This is a genomic window from Acinetobacter ursingii DSM 16037 = CIP 107286, from assembly GCF_000368825.1.
GTDB classification, from domain to species: Bacteria; Pseudomonadota; Gammaproteobacteria; order Pseudomonadales; family Moraxellaceae; genus Acinetobacter; species Acinetobacter ursingii.
In genome coordinates this window covers 648544-673030 of record NZ_KB849717.1, presented here as the reverse complement: position 1 = coordinate 673030, position 24487 = coordinate 648544, and the positions used below count along the sequence as shown (strand labels likewise).

The window sequence follows — 24487 nt, the reverse complement described above, 5'->3', positions numbered from 1 at the left end:
TGTTATTGGAGACATTAATTACACAAAATCAATGTGTTTCTCCACAGTTTTATTTTTCAAAAACAGTAAGATATCGATATAACAGTAAAAACTGATTAGAGGTTTTATTTTATGAATTCCGTAAAAAAAGTGGCATACGCATTAACTTTAACCGCAAGTGTAGTTGCACCTGTCATGAGCGCAACTGCTTTTGCAGCCACGGCAGCTTCGGAACAGCAAGCAACCTCAAACCTTGTGAAACAACTCAGCGGTATGCAAAGTTTATCTGCCAATTTTGAGCAAACGACAAAAGCCACCAATAATACCCGTGCGCCAAAAAATAAAGGTCTAACCGCACAACATATGAATCAAACCTTTAAAGGGGTGATGAAAGTAGAACGTCCGGGTAAATTCTTCTGGGAAACGACTTCACCCTCAAAACAAACGATTGCGACAACAGGTAAAACCGTCTGGATTTATGACCCTGATTTACAGCAAGCGGTACGCCAAAATCTGGATGATCAGGTTGCCAATACACCTGCGTTATTGTTGTCAGGCAATACCAATCAGATTATGCAATCTTATCGTGTGACTCAGCCCGATAGCAGTAAAACTTATTACACCTTATATCCTAAAGACAGTGAAGGTGCTTTTCAAAGTCTGACCATTAGTTTTGGTGCAAATAAAGCCCCAAGTTTGATGATTTTGCAGGACTCTTTGGGTCAAACGACTTATGTGCGTTTTAATAATGTGAAGCTAAATCCATCGATTCCCGCTTCGACTTTCAATTTCACCCCTCCTAAAGGTACAGATATTATTGATCAATAATATCTGGTTGATTTCCAAAACATCGTTTCAGTTAACCGCTCATTTTGGGCGGTTAATTTTTTGATGGATCATATAGATACATATTTTCAATGTTCAGTATAAATAGAGCTTTGTATAGTAGATCAAAATGAACATCGAAAACGATCAGAAGGGGCGGCAATGTCTGCACGACACTTTAAAACAACATTATTGATTCTGCCATTTTTAAGCGCTGTATTTCTCACTGTGGGCTGTCAGCCAAAAACGGAGAGTAAAAAGGACGACACTCCGACACAAAGCAAAGTTGAAAAAGTGAGCGTGCCTGTCATTCAGTCTAAGGTAGTTACAGTTAAATTACCCAAAAATAAACTGTGTTTGGAAGATGGCTGTACCACGTATCATTTTCAAACAGTCGAAACCAATCAACCGTGGATCAATGAATATTTTATGAATCGGATTAAAAAAGCCGATCCAAATGCGTTTGATAATATTCAGGATCAGCAAGTCAAATTACCAGAAGGCATGCCACAAGATGGTCAAAGCATCATGTTTGTGCGTTATTTAGGACAAAACTATAATGTGGCTTCATTTCAGTTATATAGCTACACCTATTCAGCAGGTGCTGCACATGGAATGCATCATGAAGAATATGTCATTTTTGACTTGAATAAGAAAAAACGCGTGAGTGTTGCAGACTTGCTGAAAGAAGGAAGCGATACAACTGTGCGTGATCGCTTATATAGCTTTAATCAAAGCTGGCTGGAAGAACACAATATTAGCAAAGATAAATTTCAACTGAGCGATAACTTCTACTATGGTAATGAAGGCATTGTCTTTGTGTATCCACTGTATGAACTGGCTTCTTATGCCGAAGGTTTAAGTGAATTGACATTACCTTATGATCAGGCCATAGATGTAGTCAAACCTGAATATTTACCAAGTCAGCCTGTGCTACCTAAAGAATAATCAATACCTGAAAGCTAAAATCATGATTTGTAAATATAGTCACTTCATAGTGACTATATTTTTTGCTGTGAAGCACTTACACTATAGGCAGTTTTTCTTTGCAACTTATGATTGGCTATGATCGACCCAAAATTACTCAGAAATAATATTGAAGCTGTAAATCAGGCTTTGGCAAAACGTGGTGTGCAACTTGATCCTGCTGAATGGGCATCTTTGGAAGCGCGCCGTAAAGAGTTTCAATCCAAAACTGAAAGTTTACAGGCAGAACGTAATTCTGGTGCTAAACAGGTAGGTCAGATTAAAAAAGCAGGCGGTGATGCCTCTGAGATCATGGCGCGTATGCAGGCCATTGGTGATGAAATTAAGGCAGCAGAAGTTGCTTTAGCAGAATTACAGGCTGAAATTGAAGACAAAGCACTGAGTATTCCAAACTTGCCAGATGATTCTGTGCCAGAAGGCAAAGATGAAAATGACAATGTGGAAATCTCAAAATGGGGAACACCACGCCAGTTCGATTTTGAAATAAAAGATCACACCGATTTGGGTGAGTGGATGGGCGGTCTTGAGTTTGAAACCGCAACCAAATTGACGGGATCACGTTTTAGCGTATTGAAAGGGCCTTTAGCTCGGTTACAACGTGCTTTAACGCAATTCATGCTAGATACTCATACCTTAAAAAATGGTTATACCGAAGCCTATGTACCGTATTTGGTCAATGCAGATTCATTACGTGGTACAGGTCAACTGCCTAAGTTTGAAGAAGATTTGTTCAAGCTACAAGGCGAAAAAGAATATTACTTGATCCCCACTGCTGAAGTTCCTGTGACCAACTTTGTGCGTGACGAAATCATTGATGCAGATCGTTTGCCGCTTAAATATGCGGCGCATACGCCTTGTTTCCGTAGTGAAGCTGGTTCTTATGGACGTGATACCCGTGGTTTGATTCGTCAACATCAGTTCGACAAGGTTGAAATGGTGCAAATCGTCAAGCCAGAAAATTCGATGCAGGCATTAGAAGAATTAACAGGTCATGCTGAGGGAATCTTGCAGGCACTTGGCTTACCTTATCGTAAAATTCTTCTTTGTGGCGGGGATATGGGTTTTGGTTCAACCAAAACTTATGATCTTGAAGTGTGGGTGCCAAGTCAAAATACCTATCGTGAAATTTCAAGCTGCTCAAATATGGGTGACTTTCAGGCACGTCGTATGATGGCACGTTACCGCGCGGATCAGAAAAAAACTGAATTGGTACATACCTTAAATGGTTCTGGTTTGGCGGTAGGTCGTACTTTATTGGCGGTGATGGAAAATTATCAACGTGCTGATGGCTCGATCGAAATTCCAGAAGCATTACGTCCTTACATGGGCGGTACAACTTATATCGATTAATCAGATCGATATCTATTGTGCATGATTTTTGCTTTAACCTACCCAAAATCAAGATGTAGAGGTCGGCTGTGGAAATTCTTCCAATTTCACTTAAGTTGCAACAGCAACGTTGTCTGATCGTGGGTGGGGGGCATATTGCCTATCGCAAAGCACTATTACTGGTCAAGGCGGGTGCAATTCTTGATGTAATTGCACCTGAAATTGATGAGCAGCTTCAAACCCTAGTTGAACAAAGCCAAGGGACACTGTATTTAAAAGTATTTGAAGACAGTGATTTAGATCAGGCTTATCGTTTAGTGATTGCTGCAACCAATGATGCTGCGGTTAATCAACGTGTGTTTAAGCAAGCCGAACTTCGAAATCTCTTGGTGAATAGTGTGGATGATATTCCCAACTGTCGTTTCATGATGCCTGCGATTATTGATCGTTCGCCATTAGTGATTTCTGTCGCCTCAAATGGCGCTTCACCTGTGCTATCACGTCAGTTGCGTACTCAGATTGAAACACTGGTTCCACATGGTATGGGGAAACTCGCTGAGTTCTCTGGACAATGGCGTACCCGCGTTAAGACCAAGATTACCAATCCAGATGAGCGCCGTATTTTTTGGGAAGAACTGTATGCCAGTCCGCTCAAAGAACAAGTGTTTCATGACAATCTGGAAACCGCCAATCAAATGATGGCACAGGCGCTTTCTGAATGGACTGCGCCTAAAGGTGAGGTCTATTTGGTGGGTGCTGGGCCGGGTGATCCAGAATTACTCACACTTAAAGCCTTGCGTCTGATGCAACAAGCAGATGTAGTCATTTATGATCGCTTGGTTTCTCCTCCGATTTTAGAGCTTTGCCGCCGTGATGCCGAAAAAGTCTATGTGGGTAAGGCACGATCCAATCACAGTGTACCGCAAGATGGCATTAATGCTTTACTTGTTCAATACGCACAATCAGGAAAACGTGTCTGCCGTTTAAAAGGTGGTGATCCCTTTATCTTCGGACGTGGTGGCGAAGAAATTCAGGAATTATTTGCAGCCGGTGTCCCGTTTCAGGTGGTGCCAGGTATTACCGCAGCATCAGGCTGTTCAGCTTATGCGGGTATTCCACTGACCCATCGTGATTATGCGCAAAGTGTACGTTTTCTGACCGGGCATCTAAAAGAAGGTTCGCCAGAACTACCGTGGAATGAACTGGTGTATGAAAATCAGACGCTTGTGCTGTATATGGGATTAGTCGGGCTTGAGCATATTTGCCAGCAACTCATTGCACATGGTCAACGTCCTGATATGCCTGTCGCTTTGATTTCTAAGGGTACGACTCCTGAACAAAAAGTAGTGGTCGGTACACTCTCTGATATTGCATCTAAAGTTGCCGAATACCATATCCATGCACCAACTTTGACCATTATTGGTGAAGTGGTCAGTTTGCGTGAACAATTGCAATGGTTATAGCCCGGATTGTTCCAATTATTTAGTAGAGAGACTTTGTGATCCACGTTGTATTGTTTGAGCCTGAAATTCCTGCCAACACGGGAAATATTATTCGTTTATGCGCTAATACAGGTGCGCAGCTACATTTGGTCAAACCTTTAGGCTTTGAGCTTGATGATAAAAAACTGAAACGTGCAGGATTGGATTATCACGAATATGCGCGGATGAAGATCTGGGACAATATTGAACAATGCCTTAAATATCTTAAAGCGCATGGAATTACTGAATCTGAAGTTTTTCCATTAACCACCAAAGGCAGTGCGACACCACATACAGTTGATTTAAATCGTTCGGTTGCATTATTGATGGGACCTGAAACGCGCGGTTTGCCTGAGCATATGCGTTTAATGTTTCCACAAAAAAACTGGATTCGTTTACCGATGGCAGAAAACTCACGTAGTCTGAATTTATCGAATGCAACGGCAGTGATTGTCTATGAAGCATGGCGGCAACAAGGTTTTCAACCTTTGTCATAAGAAGATTTAAATATCTCCATAATGACTTGCAACCACGATGACATAACCGTCAGGGTCTTTAAACCAGACTTCGCGATGGTTGGCATTTAAATTGACTTTCGGTTGTTCCAGAATGTTGACTTGATGTATCTGTAAACGCTGTACCAAGTCATCAAAATCAGGGGTTTTAAACCAGAGCAGAACGCCATTGCCTTTGGCGGCATCAGGATTGCCCAAATAAGGGTGATGATGCGCTTGCCATTGGTGTAGCTGTAAAACCATTTCACCTTGTTTGTTCAGCAGTTGTTCGTATTCAGTGCCGCCATGACCACTTTTGAGGGCGAGAACCTGTTGATACCACAGACTACTCAGTTCGACATTATGAACTGCAATTAAAGGTTGAGGTGTCATTCTATCTCTCTTTTTTATGATGTCGCTGTGCTTTGAGATGAATCATAATTTTGTTGTGCTTTGAGTACAGCTTCAATATGTGTTTCTGCCCATCCTTTTAGTTGTAATGCAGTTTGGGATACATCGCGACCTAAATCGGTTAAACGATATTCGACTCGAATGGGCGCAGTATCTTGTACCTCGCGCAAAATAAAGCCATCCCTTTCTAATATTTTTAGTTTCTGCGATAAAACTTTTGGAGAAATCCCTTCAACTTTTTTCTTGAGCAAATTGAAATGAATCGGTTGTTCTTCCAAGACATTTAAAATCAAGAGTACCCATTTGTCTGCAATTTTTTCAAAAAAAAGACGTGCAGGACAATTTTGACTATAGACATTATATCCGCAGGCAGAATTCACGACTGTACTCCTAAATTGTGGCTTTTGTGTAAATATTTTACGAGAAAGCACTCGGTTACTTATTGGTAACTAATTGACACCTAGTTTCTAAAATATATCATTAAACCATCTTCATGCAAATAGGGCATTTCTAATGGCTAAGGTATCTCTGGTTTATTTTTCAGGCTATGGTCACACTAAGGTTTTGGCAGAAACTTTTGCCGCACAAATTGAAGCGAATTTGATTGAAATTAATCAGGATGGTGATATTCAGGATCAAGACTGGCAGACGCTAGATGATTCTGCTGCAATTGTATTTGCAGCACCAACCTATATGGCTGCGGCACCATGGCAATTTAAAAAATTCGCCGATGCAAGCTCTAAGAAATGGTTCACGCGCGCTTGGCAAGATAAAATTTTTGGTGGTTTTACCAATAGCGCCAGCTTAAACGGTGATAAACAAGTCACTCTAATTCAGTTCCAGACATTGGCATCACAACATGGTGGTATTTGGGTCAGTTTAGGTTTATTACCTGCCAATACTAAAACAGCAACGCGGCAGGATATCAATAATCTGGGTGGTTCAGTAGGTGCACTGATTCAAACTCCCGCTGATGCAAGTGTAGATGAAATTCCAGAAGGTGATATTGAAACAGTCAAAAGTTATGCAGAGCGTATTCAAACGATTACCGATCGGTTTAGCCTAACAAAATAATGATGTCCAATATTGGCTCAGATTTAACAGATCAATCCGACAACTTTTGGATCGCAAACTGATTAAATTTGAGCCAATTTCCATTGTCACTCTTTATTGAAAATCTAAGTTGAAAAATAAAAAATGGGATAAATTATTGAGGTTCAATTTATCTTTATCATCATGTGAACTAAGCAATGAATTTTCTAAAATCACGTATGATCCGATAACAAACGTACAATCCGCTCAATGAAAATAAAATCAATGCGCCTAAGATATATTTTAAATTGTCTATATCATTCTGATAAAGCTGTTGAATATCTTGCTGTGACCAAGTCAAAGCGGTGGGTTGATTGTTTTGAATATCTATCCATTGAATATTTTGAAAATAAAGATAATTTCCGATCGATTGAATGGTCGCTTTACGGATGTAACGTGTACTAAATAGGTTGTATTGATCCGTACAAACAGTTTTTAAATAATGTTCACAACTGAGCTTCATCACATAACCGTGATCTTTTAGCACGATCAGCGCAGATTGATCTGGTTTTTGATTATTCGACATCAAGATGTACTGATGATCTGCATCTGTATAAAAATGAACGACTTTTCGACTTTCATACAGCTCATTACTGTTTAAAATATCCTGTGCTTTGATAAGACATGTGATGACCAAAGCGGCAGTAATTACAAAAATACAGATCGCTAGACTCAAGCGGAATATTTTCTTGATCGTTTGATGCATACTCATCTACTAAAATTTTAAAATTAAGCCCAAGACTTTAACATTCGAACCTGTTCAAGCATGTTGATTGTAAAAACATCATACACTCTTTGAATGGGTAGATTTTATGTTAAAAAAGCTAATTATTTCACAGATTGAGAGAAACTTTTCGTTAAAATTATCATGACTTTGAAATGACATTTTGATGTGTATTTTTATTAGAAATAATTGAAAACGGTTTCGGTTATTCCTGTAATAAGTGAAGGACTTTTATGGGTAATTATTTTTTACTACAAGCACTGAGCGTTATATTTGCACTTTCAATTGCAACCACGATGTTCAATAAGCGAATTTTAGATTTTCCTCAAGCCATTGGTGTACCTATTGTTTCGGCGGTGTTGGTATTTATTTTGCAATGGGGGGCGAACTTACTTCAAGGCAATCAATTTATCACCATCAATATCCATAATATTGAAGAAGCGGTACGGGGGATTGATTTTTATGACTTTTTAATCAATGGTGTGATCTGCTTCATCTTAACCTCCTCAGCGCTCAAATTTAAAATATCTGATTTACGAAACCATTGGAAACCGATCGGGATACTGGCCACGATTGCACTATTGCTTTGTGCGATTCTTTTTGCAGGTTTAATGTATGGTTTTCAATTTTTGATTGGTCATCCAGTTCCTATACTTGTATTACTCCTTTTAGGGTCAGCTTTGGGTGCAACAGATCCGATCGGTATTAAGGGAGTGCTGAGTTCGGTTCGCGCTCCACATCATCTGATTGTTAAATTAGAAGGTGAATCTTTATTTAATGATGCGATGTGTATTGCGGTATTTATGACCTTACTCAATGTATTGCAAGGGGAGCATTTCTCTCTTATGCATACACTTGAAAATTTCGTTTATGAAATTGTCGTTGCTGCGATGATTGGCTGGGCGTTTGGACTAGGAATTCTGCGCTTACTTCGTGGGAAACATGAAATGGAATCCCTGATTTTAACAACAGCATTACTCGCTTGTGGTTCTTATTTGGTGGCATTATTTGCCCATGCATCTGCACCGATTGCTTGTGTGATTGGGGGATTAATCGTAGGTAATAAATGGAAAGAAATATTACAGGAACGAGAAATCCGTGAAGTTAATCATTTCTGGCATACCGTGGAAGGGATTATTAATTCTTTCCTTTTCACATTAATTGGGCTGGAACTTTTTATTCTGGATTTAAATGCAAGCATGATTTTTGGTGGGATTCTTGCATTTATTGCGCTACATATTTCTAGATTTGCAGCAAACTTTTTATCCTTCTCATTTTTTCCATCATTTAGATCAAAGAGTTATAATGGTAGTTTGACGATATTATCTTGGGGTGGCGTACGTGGTGGTATTTCATTAGCATTAATATTAGCAGTCGCAAACGTTCCTGAATTACGTGAATATAGTAGTATTTTAATTGGTTATACATTTATTAGCGTACTTCTTTCGGGTGTTGTTTGTGGTTTGGGTTTGCCTGCGGTGATGAATGCATTTTATTATAATCCGAATGAGGAAACTCAAGGGTTTAAAGGTTGGTATCAGCAGTTATGCCATAAAATGAATCGGCGTGGGTTTAAATACATTGTTGGTGAAGATGCCAACGGAATGGAGACTATTACGATTTACAACCCTGAAGTCATTATTGATAAAAAATCAGAAGATGGAATAGCCTCTGTGCATAATCCTAATAAAATTGAAGAGGTTAAGCGTTTAGAAAACCCAAATAATTTTTAAAAAATTTAAATTTAATATATAGACTTGTTAGTTAATATAATAAGTATTTCCATTATGTATATTTAAAATACATAACATGTATTTTAAATATACTATGAAAAAATTTTGTTGATACTTTGAAATAGACTCTAATAAAAATTTAATTCCATATTATATATATGGAATTTTTTTTAGTTTTTTTAAACTTTTAATAATTTTAATTAAAGATATGTTTAATAATTGGTTTATTATCATATCCAATTACTAATTTTATATTTTAAATTTTTATAATTAATAATATTTTTGAATCAATGGGTTACCTTATACTGCTGTATTTTTTGTGATGTTATTATCGTTTTGGTTGTAAAATGATATTTTAATGTATTTATTTTTGTAAAATATACGTGTTTAATAGTCTAAATAATGTGAATTAGATCAACAATTCCCTAGCATTTATATGTCTTTGGTGTAATGGGAAATTATTAGAAAAATTTTTTTTCATGAGGAGAATAATCATGCCTGAGATTCAAATTATTGCGAAAGCAAGCCATGCGAGATCTATATGAAAACGATATAAAATTAAAGAAAGGTATTTAGTGTGATTTTAACGTAAAAAGGAGATTTAAAAATATGACATCAATTTGTTTAAATATGATTGTAAAAAATGAAGGGGAAATTATCCAGCAAACATTAGAAAATATTTGTCATTTTATAAAAATAGATTCTTGGGTGATTTGTGATACAGGTTCTACAGATGACACAGTAGAAAAGATAGAAAATTTTTTTGAGAATAAAAATATTAAAGGTGAAATTTTTTATGAACCATGGAAGGATTTTAGTTATAACAGAAATATTGCATTAAAACATTGTGCTGGAAAAAGTGATTATATTTTAATTTTTGACGCAGATGATTTTTTTGAGGGGTCATTCACACTTCCAGCTAAGTTGGATAAAGATTGCTATCTTATGAATATTTCAAGTGAAAACAGATCTTTACATTATCAAAGAAAACTTTTACTTAAAAATAATCAAAAGTTTTATTGGCGTGGTGTTTTACATGAGTTTATAGATCAGCATGGAGAAATTTCAGTCGGTTCAATCAATGGTGAATATCAAATTATTTCGGGCAGAAAAGGAAATCGAAGTAAGCAGAATGATAAATATCTGCGTGATGCCGAAGTCTTAAGTAAAGCTTTTTATGAAGATAATGATGAGAATTTAAAACCACGTTATGCTTTTTATTGTGCCCAATCTCATCGTGATGCTGAACAATTGGATCATGCAATTCATTGGTATGCAAAAAGAGCTGAAATGAAAGAGGGCTGGAAAGATGAGATTTATACAAGTTATGAACAAATGGGACTTTTGTACGAACGTAAAAAAATGGATATGCAAGCTTTGTATGCTTGGCAATGTGGAGTTTCAACTGATCCAGAGCGAGCTGAATGTTGGTATCATTTGGCAAGACTAAATAACTGGCGAGGAAATTATCATTTGGCATATTGTTATGCTAAAGAGGCGGTAAAATTTAAAATCCCCTCGGGAAATCGATTATTTGTTAACTTGCCTGTTTATCAATATTGGTGCGATTACGAATTGTGTCTAAATGCCTATAAGTTAAAAGATTATATCAATAGTTATGCAGCATATAAAAAATTAATTGAAAACTGTCCAGATGATTTGATAAACCGCTTGTTACATCAGCTTGAACATTATAAAGATATGCTGAATATTGAAAGTTTAGAAAATATTTTTAAAATATACCAGCGACTAAAAAAAGTAAATGAAGAGAAAATATTAACCGATATTCTTAATGTTAAATTTGACTTTGAAACCTAATATTATGAGGCTCATAAAAATGAGCCTCATAGTTTAAATCAATTCAAATTCGCTGTAATCTTTTTCAAAATACCTAAAATCACATCAAACTCGCTTTGAAGTGGAGTACTTTTGCGCGTGATTAAGGCGAGGGTGCGACTTGGAGCATCCTGAAGTGGTTTGATTACTAACTCATCATTGCCTTTTAACATATGCGTTTCAATTGCAATGGCAGGTAACAAGGTAAAGCCTAAGTTTGAAGATACCATTTCAATCAGGGTAGGTAAGGAGCTGGCTTTCAGACGATTGTCATTTTTACGCTCGCCAATTGGGCAGGCACTTAAAGCATGATCACGTAAACAATGACCTTCTTCTAAAAGCATTAATCTGGATAAATCAAGATCATCCAAAGATTGAGCATTTAAAGAATGTTGATCATGTTTATTACAGACGAGGTATAAGTCTTCTTTGGCAACTTCTGAGACTTTTAAGCCGCGGGTATCAAATGGTAGAGCCAACAGCACCATGTCCAGATTGCCATGTTCAAGGCGCTCTACAATTTTTTCACTTTGTGCTTCGTGTAGATGAAGCTGAATCTTAGGAAGTTGCTTATGCACCTCTTCAAGAAGCGGTGTCAAAATAAAAGGCGCAATGGTCGGAATAATCCCCAAATGGAGATCTCCTGTGAGAGGTTCACTCATTTCCCGACTTAAACGCATCAAATCCTGAGCATCTGCCAGTAAAACACGAGCCCGCGCAACCACTTGTTCACCAAGCGGAGTTAAACGTACATTTTGGCGGTCACGTTCAACCAGAACGCCACCAAGCAAACGTTCAAGTTCCATAATCCCGCCCGACAAAGTCGACTGCGTGACGAAAGAACGACGTGCTGCTTCTGTAAAGTGCAACGTTTCTGACAGCGTCACTAAGTATGACAGCTGTCTCAATGATGGTAATGCAGCCATAGTGTCCTAATTTGATGTTCTAAAGTGGTTCGCAAATAAACCGCTAAGTTGTGGAATAAAATGTGCAGGGATATCATGCCCCATTCCATGAATTAATTCAAATTTGGCATTTGAAATTGCTTTGGCAACAGCTTTACCATGACTTGGCGGAAGTAACCGATCTTGTGATCCGTGCACAACAAGGGTGGGCTGTTGAATTTGCTTATCAAGTTGTAGTAATGAACCTGTACATAAAATGGCTAAAAATTGTTGTAACACGCCCGCAGGATGATAACTGCGTTGATAAAGTTTGCGTGCAGTTTGCATGGCTTCCATTTGATTGACATAACCCGGTGAGCCAATAATTTCATAAAGTTTTAGGCTATGATTAATAATACCATCTTCATCATTGGATTTAGGCTTACCAATCAGACTAAAAAGCTGTTTGGGAAATGGAGGCGGTAGCAAGGCCTGATTATTACTGGTAAATAATAAACCTAATTTCTCTACTTTTTCAGGATATTTCGCCGCAACAATCTGGGCAATCATCCCGCCCATTGATGCTCCGAGTACATAAACCTTACCCAATTGCATTTCATCAATCAACATGGATACATCTTCAGCCATATCATAAAGGGTATAAGGCGCACCTTGATTGCCTAAGCCTAATGCAAAACGTCCCATCAACTTAAGCGTATTTAAACGTTTTCCTTTATGTCGAATCTTGGAGGAAAGACCAATATCACGATTGTCGAAACGAACGACATGAAAGCCTTGATCGATCAATGATTTACAAAAGAAATCAGGCCAGAATAACATTTGGGCGCCCAAGCCCATCACCAATAAAATCGTTGGTTTTTCAGGATCGCCACCGACTTCGACATGAAGTTCAAGTCCATTGCTCAGTTTGACTTTTGTTTCATGCATAAATGAGGTGTAAGGTGAAACTTTGTATTCCAAGGCGCTATTCATTTTTCTTTTGATTCTCCAAAAAGGCATTTAACAAGATAAATGCCTTGGATTATTTAAACCTTAAATTTGAGCTGGAATCAAGTCTGGAACAAGTTTTGTTAAGGTCAAACGTTGTTTTGCTGCTGTTGGCCCAAGCAGTACAAAGCCACGTAAGGTCCCCTCAGCATCTGAAGCTTTTGCAAGCATGCCATCTTCAAGTTCTTCAGTTTCCCAATTGACGTCAACATCTAAAGGGGCGGGAAGTACAGTTAGAGGTGCCGCTGGTGTTTTAACAGCAACGGGCATGGCAGGATAATGTACAGACGTTGTTTGTCCAGTTAATGTTTTGGCGAGTGCACGAGCTTGCTGCATAATTGGCATAACATAAGGAAGCAATGTTCCATTGACTTCGGCACAGTCGCCAATTGCAAAAATATCAGTTTGATTGGTTTCGAGTAAACTGTTGGTAATGACACCGCGACTGGTTTGAATCTCAGCGGTTTTTGCCAACGAGATATTAGGCTGTAAACCAATGGCTGAAAGGACGATATCTGCAACGAGGGTCTGCCCGTTGGCAAGTGTAACCGCATAATCCTGTCCATCATTTATTTTTGTGACTTTTTCAACTGTGGTTGAAAGTACAAAACGAATGCCACTTTGTTCTAGACTTTGTTGGAATGCTTCGGCTACATGGGCTGGCAATAGACGACCTAAAGGACGAGGTGATAAATCAATGACAGTGACATCATGATCTGTATTTTGAAGATCATTTGCAAATTCGCAGCCAATAAGCCCAGCGCCCAAAATGACTACACGTTTGTCATTACATTTTGCAAGATTTTCGCGAAATGCTCGATAATCGATCAGTGAATTCACCACATGAATGTCATCACTTCCATCGCCTGCAATGGCGAGACGAATCGGATTTGCGCCCACAGCTAACACTAATTTTGAATAGGGCTGAATTTGTTGTTGTCCGTCTTTTTCAGTCACCAATTCATGGCGATCTGCATGAATTTCTTTAACCCATGTATGTGTCTGAATTTGCATATTGAGTTGTGTTGACATTTTTTCGGCATCACCCAACTGAATTTGTTCAGGTGCTTTATTGCCAACAAGTGCATTAGATAAAGTCGGTTTAGCATAATTTACTGCATCGTCAGCACAAATCATGAGAAGTTCATGGTCTGGGTTTAATTTCCTAAACTCGCGAGCCAACGTGTAACCTGCCATGCCTGATCCAATGATGACGATAGGATGCATTGCGTATTCTCCATTCACAGTAAATGATTAACTTTTAAGTAAAAAGACCATGAATTGTACATGGTCTTGATGAAACATATTAGATTTCGATCATTTCAAAATCAGCTTTTGAAACGCCGCAATCTGGGCAAGTCCAGTCATCTGGAATGTCATCCCATTTTGTCCCCGGTGCAATGCCGTCTTGTGGCCAGCCTTCTGACTCGTCATAAATCCATCCACATACGATGCATTGATATTTTTTCATTTGATTCTCCAACCCGATAAGTTCGCTTCAGCTGCCTGTCGTAAAACGAATCCATTCTCTAAATATAGACTCTAGCGATAAATGCAATCACATTTATACAACTTATGATTTTTGCGCAGATCATCAGCTAAGTAAAGCAATTAAAGGAGTTTAATCATTCAGAATAAAAGCGGAATGGCAGCTTGGGACAAAAGCGTGGTTTTTTGGGCAATGAAGCCAATCAAGTCATTTTAAATAAAAATAAATTGATGCTTTACAATTGGTTGTATCGAGTCTTTCTTGAAAAAGTGGCATGATAATTAATGAATAATCTTGTTGTTGGTTGGTCTCACTGGTCTAGTTAAATATGAAGGTGTAAAATTAAGACATTCATTTGCCATCTTAGATTGTATTTATGACCGCTCTTGCTCAGACTTTATGGTCGCATATTCGGACTGTGCCTGATTTTCCTAAAAAAGGCATTTGTTTTTATGATTTAACTCCTTTATTTGTCAAAGAACTAGACTTACTCACTGATGCATTAATTGCGGCTATTCCTGAGTCACAATTACAACAGGTCGAAAGTTTTGTTGCAGTGGAGGCAAGAGGATTTGTATTAGCTACGTTATTGGCACAACGATTACAAAAAGGTTTATTGTTGGTGCGTAAGGCGGGCAAGCTACCGCCACCAGTCGAATGTGTTGGTTATAGTCTGGAATACGGTTCAGATCAGTTAGAAATGTCAGCGCAAATCGAAGCGCAAAAAGTGATTTTGGTAGATGATGTGCTAGCGACAGGTGGAACCTTAAAAGCGGTTAATCAACTTTGTCAAAAATGTGGACATCAGGTCTTGGGTGCTGTCATTTTACTGGATTTGCCAGATCTTCATGCGGATTTAGGTTTATCAGTCTGGCATGTGCTGGATAATAAATCTGAGGGTTATTCTGAATAAATCATATCCATAAAAAGAGAATGAGACCTCATTCTCTATAGGCGCTATAGGATAATTTTCAGATTTATTTAAAATACTGTTTTTGAATATGTTCAATCAGATGATTAATCTTTTCGGGTTGTTCAAGACGATGATGACCACCTTCAACAGCATCGATTAGCATATAGTTTTCCAATTGTGATTGAACTTCACGCATATCGATCACCTCATCACCTAATTCAAGATAAGCCAGTCGTGGAAGATCATTATCCAGATCTTCAGCCGAAATAGGGGGATAATCATCACGAAAATGAGGGGTTAAACTTGGGTTAGCCACAATCGCAGCCAATTGATATTGACTGGAGAGTTTAAGCGCCCAATATCCGCCTAGACTATGTCCAATCAGGATATTGGGTCGAATGCTTTGAATAATATTTTGATAAAAATGTGCAACCGTTTCATAGTTTAAATTGCGATAATCGACATCAATACAAAACTTGTTTGTACTTTGAATAGCATGAAACTTGGTGGATTCACGCGAGGAGTCCAAGCCATGCAAAAATAATATTTTAAATTGATCTTGCAGCATTTTTATTTAAACCAGTAGGATGAATAAACTGGTCATTCCATGTCCACAGCTATTCGTTTTAAAAGCACCTCAATGTTTAAATATTTTACTGTGAAGTGTGGAGAATGAATCTTAGATTTTGGTCTAAGGAGATGGGGTGACGCATTCAAGAAAACAGGATTCACATGAATTTCAAAGATAGAGCCGAAGAAATCATACGAAAATCTGATGACATCTGCTAAACTCTACGACTTCATTTTTTTACTTAATCGAGGCAGAGATGACGCAACAAAACGCTCAATCGACTTCTGAACCCATTATTTCCGAAAACGATTTAATTGCACAGCGTCATGCCAAGTTAAAACAAATTCAGGACAATGCGAAGCAAAGTGGCCAAAGTCCGTGGCCAAACAGCTTTAAACGCGAACATTACGCTGCTGATTTACAAGAACAATTTAAAGATCAAGATAAAGCACAGATTGAAGCGGCTGAACATGTTTATGTGAAAGTTGCAGGGCGTGTCATGCTCAATCGTGGATCATTTATGGTGATTCAGGATATGACAGGTCGTATCCAGCTGTATGTGGACCGTAAAGGTTTGCCAGCAGAAACCTTGGAAACTATCAAGAGTCTGGATCTGGGCGATATTATCGCGGCTGAAGGTTATATTGGTCGTTCAGGCAAAGGCGATTTATATGTTCACCTTGAAGGCTTTGAATTACTAACCAAATCGTTGCGTCCATTACCAGACAAATTTCATGGTTTAACCGATACCGAAGCCAAATATCGCAAACGTTATTTGGATTTGATCGTCAATGAAGAAACGCGCAAGACTTTTGAAATTCGTGCCAAAGTGGTTGCAGGGATTCGTGCATTTTTGAACAATGAACGTTTTATGGAAGTTGAAACCCCAATGATGCATATCATTCCGGGTGGTGCTTCTGCGCGTCCATTTGAAACGCATCACAATGCATTGGATATGCCATTATTCTTGCGTATCGCGCCTGAGCTTTATTTAAAACGTCTGGTGGTAGGTGGTTTTGAACGTGTGTTTGAAATTAACCGTAACTTCCGTAATGAAGGGGTATCGACACGTCATAACCCTGAATTTACCATGATCGAATTTTATCAGGCTTATGCAGATTATAAAGATCTGATGCAATTGACTGAAAACATGCTAGAAAAATTGGCTCTGGATATTCTGGGTAGTACAGATGTGCCGTATCAAGGCGAAGTATTCAGCTTTAAAGGGCCGTTTAAAAAGATTTCCATGTTCGATGCGATTTTGGAAAATAATCCAGAATTTACGCCTGAAAATGTGAATGACCGTGAATTTTTGGCTAAATTTACTCAAGACGTATTAAAAGAACAGGTAAAACCTGGCTTTGGTTTAGGTAAATTACAAACGATTGTGTTTGAAGAAACCGTTGAAACCAAATTGCGTCAGCCTACATTTATTACTGAATATCCAGCGGAAACGTCACCACTAGCGCGTCGTAACGATGACAATCCACATATTACCGATCGTTTCGAATTCTTTATTGGTGGTCGTGAATTGGCGAATGGTTTCTCGGAGTTGAATGATCCGATTGATCAAGCGGAACGTTTTCAGGCGCAGGTTGCAGAAAAAGATGCAGGTGATGATGAAGCGATGCACTATGATGCTGACTTTGTGGAAGCACTTGAGTATGGTTTACCACCAACCGCAGGTGAAGGCATCGGAATTGATCGTTTGGTGATGTTATTTGCTGATGCACCAAGTATCCGTGATGTCATTTTATTCCCGCATATGCGCCGGAAAGAAGGTTAATATTTTAAAAGCAAAAACAAGCGCCTAAATGGCGCTTGTTTTTTATTGATGCAGATAAATTATTTTTTAATGGCTTGTGTATAACGTTCGTTGACTTTATTCCAGTTCACCACACTCCAAAATGCCTTGATATAGTCCGCACGACGATTTTGGTATTTTAAATAATATGCATGTTCCCAAACATCCAATCCGAGTAAAGGCGTACCTTTTGTTTCAGCAATATCCATGAGTGGATTATCCTGATTCGGTGTTGAGGTGATGGCAAGCTTTCCATCTGGCGTGGCAATCAGCCAAGCCCATCCTGAACCAAAACGACCAGAAGCTGCCTCGTTAAATTTCTGTTTAAAGGCATCCAGTGAACCAAAGTCCTGATTGATTTTTTTCAGCAGTGTTGCGCTTGGTTGCCCTGTTTTCGCTGTGGGTGCTAGGCTATCCCAAAAGAAAGTATGGTTAAAATGACCACCACCATTATTACGAACAGCTGTATTGTATTTTGAAATCTGTTTTTGTAGCTGAATAAGTTCGATTTTGTCGAGCTCTGGATAAGTCTTAATCTGTGCATTCAAGTTATCGACATAAGCTTTATGATGTTTGCCATAATGAATTTCCATGGTCTGTTGATCAATGGCGGGCTCTAAAGCATTGCTGGCATAGGGTAAAGGTGCTTGTTTAAAGTCAGCAAGTGCAGACATACTGATGACTGATGTAGTTAAAAGAAAAAGCGTAGTCTTAAATGCTCGTGTCATTGGATCGTCCTTATATGTCGAAAACCTTTTCAGATCACATAGTAACGGGTTTATTATAGAGAATGATTCTTGGTTACATATATATAATAAATTTTGTATTAAATTGATCAAAATTTAAATATTTTTTAAGTTTTATATGGATCATTTTTAGGCTTATTTCAGACATCCTTTTATTTCTCTTTGCGAAAAAAAATAAAAGAGCTTAAAACCATGACGACAGAAGTCTTTTGTCTAAACATACACAGCAATACTATTTTTAATTTATTTATCTCAAATAAACTGCTCAATAGAATTTGAGTCATGCATCACCCAATATTGTATTTTGTATGCTAAATGTTCTTAAATTTTAAATGTCACCCAGTATTTCAATGTATTTGAGTATTTGATGAACAGATGGTCGCTAAAGGTGTTGACGCTTATCCTGCTTCTATAGATAATGCGCACACAGTTTATGGCTATGTAGCTCAGTTGGTTAGAGCACCGCACTCATAATGCGGGGGTCACAGGTTCAAGTCCCGTCATAGCCACCATTTTTAAAGATCATGTACCTTACGTGATCTTTTTTTTTATTTACATTTTTCGTTCATCTACTTTTGTTAACATCAAGTTCAATGTTTTAGTTTTCTAATTAAAAACGAACTTATGCATTTTCATCACCTCACTTTCAGGAAGTTATGACATGAATAAGTCAGTATTACTACTTACAACAAGTATTATTTTTAGCTCAAGCAGTCTATGGGCATCCGATTTAAGTTGGGGTGATCCTCATGAAAATCTGGGGGAAATCAAACTTTCAGGTGCAATACGAACTCATTTTTATAGTAAGGATTATCAGGAAAAAGCCAATGAGGGTCAAAATAATCTCTGGCGTTTAGCAGATATTCGTCTGGTGCTGGATTATGAAAATCCAGATTGGCTGGCTTCGATAGATGGACGCTGCTATCGATATGATCAACTTTGTGATGCGGTTTTTTTACGTCACGCATGGATAGGCTACAAGTTGAATGATGAACAACGGATAAGTTTAGGTTTGCAGCCTATTAATTTTGGATTAGGTGAATTTTGGGGCAGTAGTTATTATGAAACGCTCATGAATACCGCTGGGTTTGAGGATGTTTCCAATCTTGGAATCCAATACCAACTTCATCATGATGACTATCACGCGAGCTTTGCATTCTATCCAAGTGATGGCGGAAATTATAAAGGCACATCAAAAGATGCCAGTCGTTATACTCCAAACTTTGTGGAATCAGATGATTTAACGACGGGAACACATTTAAGAGAAAAAAATATGTGGATCGCGAGATTAACCAAAAAAATTGAATTACATGAACGTCGTCAGCTAAGTACAGAGCTAGGGACATCTTTTTGGTATTCAGAGATTGAAAATAAACGTACTCATCGCGATGGACATCGTAACACATGGAATGTTTTTGCTACGACTCAATTCGGTCAGTGGCAATGGCTTAGTTTATATGGTCAGCAGAAGATCAATAATCACGACGATATGTTCCCAGACAGCTCAACCATGGGTGCTTTCGATAGCAATTACCAACTGGCAAACCATGGACGCTATTTGCTCAATGAAGTGAATTACACCTTTGAGCAACCCTATTTTCACTTAGAAAATATTAAGCCGTATTTATCGCATAGTCGTTTCTTTAAAGATGAATCAGGTTATAAAGATTCAGAACGTTTAATTGGTGGGATTGCATTTAATTATAAAGCCATTGGTGTTCAGGCTGAATATCTTATGAGTCGCAATGACCCGATGAACGGCGGAGACGCTGACAGTTTGGCGCAGGGAAATCAAACTCAGAATGGCTGGGATAAAATGTTTTATCTCGCGGTGGGCTATTATTTTTGATTATCACGTTTTAAGCTCAATACATACATAGAAAATGTATTGAGCTTAAAGATTAGTTCGATTTTAAATGTTTAGAAATCACATTAAGCGTATCTGAACGAAGGTAAAATGGTTTCAATAGATTAAAGATTAAAGGCTCTAATAAATCCTGTTCATCCAATGCCTGAATCGCCTTAGGATAAAAACGTAAAGCTTCTGTTTGTATATCTTGTTCTGTTAATCCAACTCCAAACAGTAAATCTTGCAGAGTTTCATCTTCATAAAAACGATAGAACACCTCAACTCCATGTAAAATCAGATTTTGCATTAAAGGCGATTGGCGCAACTCTTTCCAATACTCATAAATTAGAACAAAAAATTCTTCAATATCAATGGGTTTAAGTTGAGAGGCGTATTGATAGATGGTTTTCTCTTTGACATCATCCCAAATATCACGAATGAGAATTTCCAAATCCTCATTACTTAAAATGCTTAACCCAGCAAGTTGCTGCTGAATAAACTCAGCTAGATAATCTTCCAGTTTTTGCTCAAGGCGTTGTTGCTGAATGCTCGAAAACTGACGTAATTTACGTTTCCATTCAGACCCAGCGCGTTCTGGTAGCTGACTTTTGGAGTTTAGGGTAGTGAATAATACTGGAAGCTTATTTTGTAAAACCGTTGTAGCAATAAACTGACACAACTGCCGAATCGCAGGGCTACTTTTCAAAAATTGGTTCAAATAAACCCGCACATTATCGAGTTCTAGAAATTTGGATAACCAGATTTCAAATTGATAATCAGAAACCAAGTCATTGACGGTGGCCGTAGACTGAAGCGTATATAAATAAATTTTTTGCGCAATTTCACCAATAAACTCAAGCAAACCAGCGCCAAGCTGCATTTCTAAGGCATAGCGTTTGACTACATCTTGTAGTTGCTCAAGGCTCACCACTTGACCAAGTGTCAAATGTTGTGAGGTATTAAATATGAGATGGGTAATATGCTGTAGATATTCTGGTGAATGTTCACCAGTAAGCTGCTGTTTAAAATAACGCACTTGCTCAAGCAAAAGTGCTTGAGCAAGTTGTTCGCTAGGCGATAATGTCTGATCCGTGACAGTTTGATCCTTAGATGTCATCTGGTCTCCAACCATTTACGATAGGGTAGCGGCGTTCGCGACTAAAAGCACGTGAGCTGATACGCGGTCCAATCGCACCCTGACGACGTTTATATTCATTGCGATCGACGAGACGAATGACTTTCTCAACGATAGCCTTGTCAAAACCTTTGGCAATAATCTCGGCCTGACTTTGATCTTCTTCAATATAGGCATACAGGATCGCATCCAGAATATCATAAGCAGGTAATGAGTCCTGATCTTTTTGGTCTGGACGTAATTCTGCTGATGGCGGTCGAGTAATCACACGTTCAGGAATGACAGGCGTATCACTTAAACTATTACGATACTTTGCCAATTCAAATACGATGGTTTTATAGACATCTTTGAGGACTGCAAAGCCACCGACCATATCACCGTAAAGTGTACAATAACCGACTGCCAGTTCAGATTTATTGCCCGTCGAGAGCACCAGATTACCAAATTTATTGGATAAACCCATCAATAGCGTACCACGTGCACGAGCTTGCAGATTTTCTTCGGTAGCATCGGCAGGACTGTTGCCAAAAAATGGATACAGGGTTTGCATAAAGCTATTCACAATATTGTGAATTTCAGCGATCCCAAAGGTTACGCCCATGCGTCGTGCTTGTTCAGAAGCATCTTCAACACTGATTTGCGCCGTATAAGTATAAGGCATCATGACGGCTTGTACTTTATCTGGACCAAGAGCATCCACTGCAATTGCAAGTGTTAGTGCCGAATCGATACCGCCAGACAAACCTAAGATTACACCTGGAAAACCTGAACGCTGAACATAGTCACGGGTTGCCATGACCAAACCTTGATAGATTTCAGCAATCGCATCCAAATTTGGCGATGGATCAGCCACATTAAACTTTTTATCTTCAGGATTAAAGTCTGTGAAATAAAGAGCTTCTTTAAAGCTAGGTGCTTTAAGTGCCAGACTACTGTCATGATTGATAATAAAACTACTACCATCAAAAATCAGATCATCTTGTCCACCGACTTGATTGACATAAATCAAATTCACATTAAATTGTTTAGACAATTCCGTCAGGGTTTGTACACGATGTTGTGGCTTACCGACTTCGTAAGGGGATGCATTTAAAATAACAATACTATCCACATTGAGCTGTGCGACTTGCTTAACCGTATTGATTGACCAGATGTCTTCACAAATCAAGACACCAAATTTATGACCTAAATATTCAAAAACAAGATGCTGATGACCCTCATTAAAATAACGTTTTTCATCAAACACACCGTAGTTAGGTAGATTGTGTTTGTTATAGATGCCGAGGACTTGACCGTCTTTCATCACCGCCGCTGAGTTATAACGTTGGCCTTCTTCGGTCAAATGTACAAAACCAAATACCATGACGATATCTTTGACTTCAGCAAGCTGTTTAAAGGCTTTATCGATACGTTTGGCAAGTGCTGGACGTAACAATAAGTCTTCAGAAGGGTAACCAATCACTGAAAGTTCTGGGAAAATAATTAAATCAGCATTTTGTTTTTTTGCTTCAAGCGCCTGCTCAATCATTTTTTGAGCATTTGCATCTATATTGCCAATATGCGGTGAAAATTGGGCAAGGGCAATTTTAAAACTTTTCATCCAAACCTAATCCTAGATTAAATATATAGATATACACAACATGTTGATTTATCATTTTTTTTGTTCAACTTTGCGTATGAGGTAACAAAGTAAATTAACGTATAACGTAAAAGCGCAAGGTGGATAATATATACCAATCCAATGTTTTTCGGCGTAAAAAATGACAAGTTTTTGCATATTATTATGGAATACTTACAAATTGACATTTTTTAAGCAACTCATCATAGCATTATATTAAGCAAATCATGATGTGTTTAGAAATAAGATGATATACGGTTTAAACAAGCACTTAATGGTTCAAAAACGCTTGCTGACCCATGCTGAAAAGCAATTGGCAATGAGTGTGTTTGGCACATCCATTAAACTTGAGCATATTCAAATTGTGGCGCATCGCTTGGTTTTAAAAAACTATGCGATTAGCCCTAATGGCAATATTTATTTTCATCCAGAAAATTGGTGTGAGGATTTTACTCAAGATACGATTTTAAAGCAGTCGTGGTTTATTCATGAACTGGTACATGTTTGGCAGTATCAACAAGGCGTTAAGCTGATTCGTACAGCTCTATTTGATCGTAAATATAATTATGTGTTACAGCAGGGCAAGCAGTTTTTTCAATATGGTATTGAACAGCAAGCACAGATGGTACAGGACTATTTTATTCGCTTGCATACAGGACAACCCTGCCAAGATCTTGCTACATGTATTCCATTTATTCCGAAATAAAACATAAGAGTATCGTTGACTTGAGTATGGATAAAAAGTTGATTTGTGTGTTGATCAAAACTGAAGATTAATCATTAGAAAAATAAACGATCTAAAAGCGTCAGAGGTCAAATCGCAGCAATGATTTAACCTCTGTCACTTGGTTTAAACTGGGAAATTTAAACCTAAATAAATGCTGTTATTGAGAGAGTATTAGATTATTGAGCTGGCTGTGTAGGTTGAGCTTGTCCTTGAGCTTCAGCAGCATTTTCAGAACCAGGTTGTGCTGAGGTAGGTTGACCAGCAGCTGACTCAGGCGTCGCAGTGTTTGGAGATTCTTGAGTGGATACTACCACTTTTTCTTGCTCTTGAGCATGATCTGCTTTTGCAGCAAAAGTAGTAGCAGCAGCTAAAGTAAGTGATGAAGCTAGTAGAATTTTAACGAGTTTCATTGGAGGCATCCTTTATTTAAATTAAAAAAAGCGATCAGTGAATGACTTTGAGTTGAGTAATCAAACGACTTCGCTTGAACATCATGCTAGAAGTTCTGTTGACAGGCAGCAATCAATGCAACAATGCTTAACGAGTAGATTTACACAAAAATTACAAATGGTGAGTGATTGTATTTTTATTGTAAAAATCATGCAATTTAATCCTGTAAAAAGTGTATGGATTTATTTCATGATGATTAAAAATAAACCAATATCATTACTCATATTTACACAAACACAGACAAACAGAGAATAGCTAAATTGGATATTTCACTAAATAAATGGATTTTAATTATTTTATTGAATATGTGGTGTGATTTTTATCACAAAATGACTTTAAGTGAATGTATCAAGAAAGAGCTAGGTATTTTTAAAAGATCCATAATAAGATAGATCAAGTCGC

The 24487-nt window shown here is 38.1% G+C and carries 24 protein-coding genes and 1 tRNA gene; 13 read left to right on the top strand and 12 right to left on the bottom strand.

Annotation, left to right across the window (positions count from 1 at the left end; translation table 11 throughout):
* The first annotated feature begins 111 nt into the window (after nt 1-111).
* The 5 genes from lolA (at nt 112) to F944_RS10720 (ending at nt 5098) form a co-directional block, all read left to right on the top strand.
* Nucleotides 112-807 (top strand): outer membrane lipoprotein periplasmic chaperone LolA, encoded by a 696-nt coding sequence (gene lolA, locus F944_RS10740; RefSeq protein ID WP_004990379.1) that lies wholly within the window; start codon nt 112-114, stop codon nt 805-807.
* Nucleotides 808-966: 159 nt separating this feature from the next.
* The gene (locus tag F944_RS10735; RefSeq protein WP_004990376.1) at nt 967-1752 is read left to right on the top strand and encodes an RsiV family protein; all 786 of its coding nucleotides are present in this window, start codon (nt 967-969) and stop codon (nt 1750-1752) included.
* A gap of 117 nt (nt 1753-1869) precedes the next feature.
* Complete coding sequence (gene serS, locus F944_RS10730; protein ID WP_004990373.1) at nt 1870-3141, top strand: serine--tRNA ligase; 1272 nt, start codon at nt 1870-1872, stop codon at nt 3139-3141.
* Between the two features lie 68 nt (nt 3142-3209).
* Nucleotides 3210-4583, top strand: coding sequence for a siroheme synthase CysG (gene cysG, locus F944_RS10725; protein ID WP_004990371.1), 1374 nt, complete (start codon nt 3210-3212; stop codon nt 4581-4583).
* 35 nt (nt 4584-4618) lie between these two features.
* Nucleotides 4619-5098: a tRNA (cytidine(34)-2'-O)-methyltransferase gene (locus F944_RS10720; protein ID WP_004990368.1), complete on the top strand. Its 480-nt coding sequence runs from the start codon at nt 4619-4621 to the stop codon at nt 5096-5098.
* A gap of 6 nt (nt 5099-5104) precedes the next feature.
* Here F944_RS10720 and F944_RS10715 read toward each other — a convergent pair whose 3' ends face one another.
* A complete protein-coding gene (locus tag F944_RS10715; protein ID WP_004990367.1) occupies nt 5105-5488 on the bottom strand; it encodes a VOC family protein in 384 nt (127 codons plus the stop codon).
* A gap of 14 nt (nt 5489-5502) precedes the next feature.
* Nucleotides 5503-5886: a winged helix-turn-helix transcriptional regulator gene (locus tag F944_RS10710; RefSeq protein ID WP_004990365.1), complete on the bottom strand. Its 384-nt coding sequence runs from the start codon at nt 5884-5886 to the stop codon at nt 5503-5505.
* 133 nt (nt 5887-6019) lie between these two features.
* Here F944_RS10710 and F944_RS10705 point away from each other — a divergent pair, with 133 nt between their 5' ends.
* Complete coding sequence (locus F944_RS10705) at nt 6020-6580, top strand: flavodoxin family protein (RefSeq protein WP_004990363.1); 561 nt, start codon at nt 6020-6022, stop codon at nt 6578-6580.
* Between the two features lie 169 nt (nt 6581-6749).
* Here the strand turns inward: F944_RS10705 and F944_RS10700 are convergent, their stop codons facing one another.
* On the bottom strand, nt 6750-7304 hold the full coding sequence (locus F944_RS10700; protein ID WP_004990362.1) for a hypothetical protein: 555 nt from the start codon (nt 7302-7304) through the stop codon (nt 6750-6752).
* A 251-nt stretch (nt 7305-7555) separates the two neighbouring features.
* Here F944_RS10700 and F944_RS10695 point away from each other — a divergent pair, with 251 nt between their 5' ends.
* On the top strand, nt 7556-9055 hold the full coding sequence (locus tag F944_RS10695; RefSeq protein ID WP_004990361.1) for a cation:proton antiporter: 1500 nt from the start codon (nt 7556-7558) through the stop codon (nt 9053-9055).
* Between the two features lie 609 nt (nt 9056-9664).
* Nucleotides 9665-10873 (top strand): tetratricopeptide repeat-containing glycosyltransferase, encoded by a 1209-nt coding sequence (locus F944_RS10690; protein WP_004990359.1) that lies wholly within the window; start codon nt 9665-9667, stop codon nt 10871-10873.
* Between the two features lie 38 nt (nt 10874-10911).
* Here F944_RS10690 and oxyR read toward each other — a convergent pair whose 3' ends face one another.
* The 4 genes from oxyR to rubA all read right to left on the bottom strand — a co-directional run bounded on the left by oxyR (nt 10912) and on the right by rubA (nt 14254).
* Nucleotides 10912-11817: a LysR family transcriptional regulator OxyR gene (gene oxyR / locus F944_RS10685; protein WP_004990358.1), complete on the bottom strand. Its 906-nt coding sequence runs from the start codon at nt 11815-11817 to the stop codon at nt 10912-10914.
* A gap of 6 nt (nt 11818-11823) precedes the next feature.
* A complete protein-coding gene (gene estB, locus F944_RS10680) occupies nt 11824-12768 on the bottom strand; it encodes an esterase EstB (RefSeq protein ID WP_004990357.1) in 945 nt (314 codons plus the stop codon).
* A 60-nt stretch (nt 12769-12828) separates the two neighbouring features.
* Nucleotides 12829-14010 carry a rubredoxin reductase RubB gene (rubB, locus tag F944_RS10675; RefSeq protein ID WP_004990352.1) on the bottom strand — a complete coding sequence of 394 codons (1182 nt, stop codon included), beginning with the start codon at nt 14008-14010 and terminating at the stop codon, nt 12829-12831.
* Between the two features lie 79 nt (nt 14011-14089).
* Complete coding sequence (rubA, locus tag F944_RS10670) at nt 14090-14254, bottom strand: rubredoxin RubA (protein WP_004990351.1); 165 nt, start codon at nt 14252-14254, stop codon at nt 14090-14092.
* Nucleotides 14255-14648: 394 nt separating this feature from the next.
* Between rubA and F944_RS10665 the strand changes: the two genes are divergently transcribed.
* Nucleotides 14649-15185, top strand: a complete 537-nt coding sequence (locus tag F944_RS10665; RefSeq protein ID WP_004990346.1) for an adenine phosphoribosyltransferase — start codon at nt 14649-14651, stop codon at nt 15183-15185.
* Between the two features lie 64 nt (nt 15186-15249).
* On the opposite strand, the gene F944_RS10660 is transcribed toward F944_RS10665, so the two are convergent.
* The gene (locus F944_RS10660; protein WP_004990343.1) at nt 15250-15753 is read right to left on the bottom strand and encodes a YqiA/YcfP family alpha/beta fold hydrolase; all 504 of its coding nucleotides are present in this window, start codon (nt 15751-15753) and stop codon (nt 15250-15252) included.
* Between the two features lie 259 nt (nt 15754-16012).
* On the opposite strand from F944_RS10660, the gene lysS reads away from it, so the two are divergent.
* Complete coding sequence (lysS, locus tag F944_RS10655) at nt 16013-17542, top strand: lysine--tRNA ligase (protein ID WP_004990341.1); 1530 nt, start codon at nt 16013-16015, stop codon at nt 17540-17542.
* Nucleotides 17543-17601: 59 nt separating this feature from the next.
* On the opposite strand, the gene F944_RS10650 is transcribed toward lysS, so the two are convergent.
* The gene (locus tag F944_RS10650; RefSeq protein WP_004990340.1) at nt 17602-18288 is read right to left on the bottom strand and encodes a superoxide dismutase; all 687 of its coding nucleotides are present in this window, start codon (nt 18286-18288) and stop codon (nt 17602-17604) included.
* Between the two features lie 453 nt (nt 18289-18741).
* Here F944_RS10650 and F944_RS10645 point away from each other — a divergent pair.
* Both F944_RS10645 and F944_RS10640 read left to right on the top strand, forming a co-directional pair.
* A tRNA-Met gene (locus tag F944_RS10645) sits at nt 18742-18818 on the top strand.
* Between the two features lie 149 nt (nt 18819-18967).
* On the top strand, nt 18968-20155 hold the full coding sequence (locus F944_RS10640) for a hypothetical protein (RefSeq protein WP_004990338.1): 1188 nt from the start codon (nt 18968-18970) through the stop codon (nt 20153-20155).
* Nucleotides 20156-20207: 52 nt separating this feature from the next.
* Here the strand turns inward: F944_RS10640 and F944_RS10635 are convergent, their stop codons facing one another.
* The gene (locus F944_RS10635; protein WP_004990336.1) at nt 20208-21272 is read right to left on the bottom strand and encodes a hypothetical protein; all 1065 of its coding nucleotides are present in this window, start codon (nt 21270-21272) and stop codon (nt 20208-20210) included.
* Nucleotides 21262-22890, bottom strand: a complete 1629-nt coding sequence (locus F944_RS10630) for an NAD+ synthase (protein ID WP_004990329.1) — start codon at nt 22888-22890, stop codon at nt 21262-21264. Before F944_RS10630 ends, F944_RS10635 begins: the two co-directional genes overlap by 11 nt.
* Before the next feature lie 265 nt (nt 22891-23155).
* Between F944_RS10630 and F944_RS10625 the strand changes: the two genes are divergently transcribed.
* A complete protein-coding gene (locus tag F944_RS10625; protein WP_026039879.1) occupies nt 23156-23614 on the top strand; it encodes a hypothetical protein in 459 nt (152 codons plus the stop codon).
* A 197-nt stretch (nt 23615-23811) separates the two neighbouring features.
* On the opposite strand, the gene F944_RS10620 is transcribed toward F944_RS10625, so the two are convergent.
* Nucleotides 23812-24045: a hypothetical protein gene (locus tag F944_RS10620; RefSeq protein ID WP_004990327.1), complete on the bottom strand. Its 234-nt coding sequence runs from the start codon at nt 24043-24045 to the stop codon at nt 23812-23814.
* Nucleotides 24046-24487: the final 442 nt, after the last annotated feature.

Coding starts and splice junctions, on each gene's coding strand:
- rubB (WP_004990352.1), bottom strand. CDS start 14,010: ATGCATCCTATCGTCATCATTGGATCAGGCATGGCAGGTTACACGTTG.
- F944_RS10660 (WP_004990343.1), bottom strand. CDS start 15,753: ATGCTGCAAGATCAATTTAAAATATTATTTTTGCATGGCTTGGACTCC.
- serS (WP_004990373.1), top strand. CDS start 1,870: ATGATCGACCCAAAATTACTCAGAAATAATATTGAAGCTGTAAATCAG.
- F944_RS10665 (WP_004990346.1), top strand. CDS start 14,649: ATGACCGCTCTTGCTCAGACTTTATGGTCGCATATTCGGACTGTGCCT.
- F944_RS10620 (WP_004990327.1), bottom strand. CDS start 24,045: ATGAAACTCGTTAAAATTCTACTAGCTTCATCACTTACTTTAGCTGCT.
- F944_RS10635 (WP_004990336.1), bottom strand. CDS start 21,272: ATGACATCTAAGGATCAAACTGTCACGGATCAGACATTATCGCCTAGC.
- F944_RS10650 (WP_004990340.1), bottom strand. CDS start 18,288: ATGACACGAGCATTTAAGACTACGCTTTTTCTTTTAACTACATCAGTC.
- F944_RS10695 (WP_004990361.1), top strand. CDS start 7,556: ATGGGTAATTATTTTTTACTACAAGCACTGAGCGTTATATTTGCACTT.
- rubA (WP_004990351.1), bottom strand. CDS start 14,254: ATGAAAAAATATCAATGCATCGTATGTGGATGGATTTATGACGAGTCA.
- oxyR (WP_004990358.1), bottom strand. CDS start 11,817: ATGGCTGCATTACCATCATTGAGACAGCTGTCATACTTAGTGACGCTG.
- estB (WP_004990357.1), bottom strand. CDS start 12,768: ATGAATAGCGCCTTGGAATACAAAGTTTCACCTTACACCTCATTTATG.
- F944_RS10715 (WP_004990367.1), bottom strand. CDS start 5,488: ATGACACCTCAACCTTTAATTGCAGTTCATAATGTCGAACTGAGTAGT.
- F944_RS10625 (WP_026039879.1), top strand. CDS start 23,156: ATGATATACGGTTTAAACAAGCACTTAATGGTTCAAAAACGCTTGCTG.
- lolA (WP_004990379.1), top strand. CDS start 112: ATGAATTCCGTAAAAAAAGTGGCATACGCATTAACTTTAACCGCAAGT.
- F944_RS10690 (WP_004990359.1), top strand. CDS start 9,665: ATGACATCAATTTGTTTAAATATGATTGTAAAAAATGAAGGGGAAATT.
- F944_RS10735 (WP_004990376.1), top strand. CDS start 967: ATGTCTGCACGACACTTTAAAACAACATTATTGATTCTGCCATTTTTA.
- F944_RS10640 (WP_004990338.1), top strand. CDS start 18,968: ATGAATAAGTCAGTATTACTACTTACAACAAGTATTATTTTTAGCTCA.
- lysS (WP_004990341.1), top strand. CDS start 16,013: ATGACGCAACAAAACGCTCAATCGACTTCTGAACCCATTATTTCCGAA.
- F944_RS10630 (WP_004990329.1), bottom strand. CDS start 22,890: ATGAAAAGTTTTAAAATTGCCCTTGCCCAATTTTCACCGCATATTGGC.
- F944_RS10705 (WP_004990363.1), top strand. CDS start 6,020: ATGGCTAAGGTATCTCTGGTTTATTTTTCAGGCTATGGTCACACTAAG.
- F944_RS10700 (WP_004990362.1), bottom strand. CDS start 7,304: ATGCATCAAACGATCAAGAAAATATTCCGCTTGAGTCTAGCGATCTGT.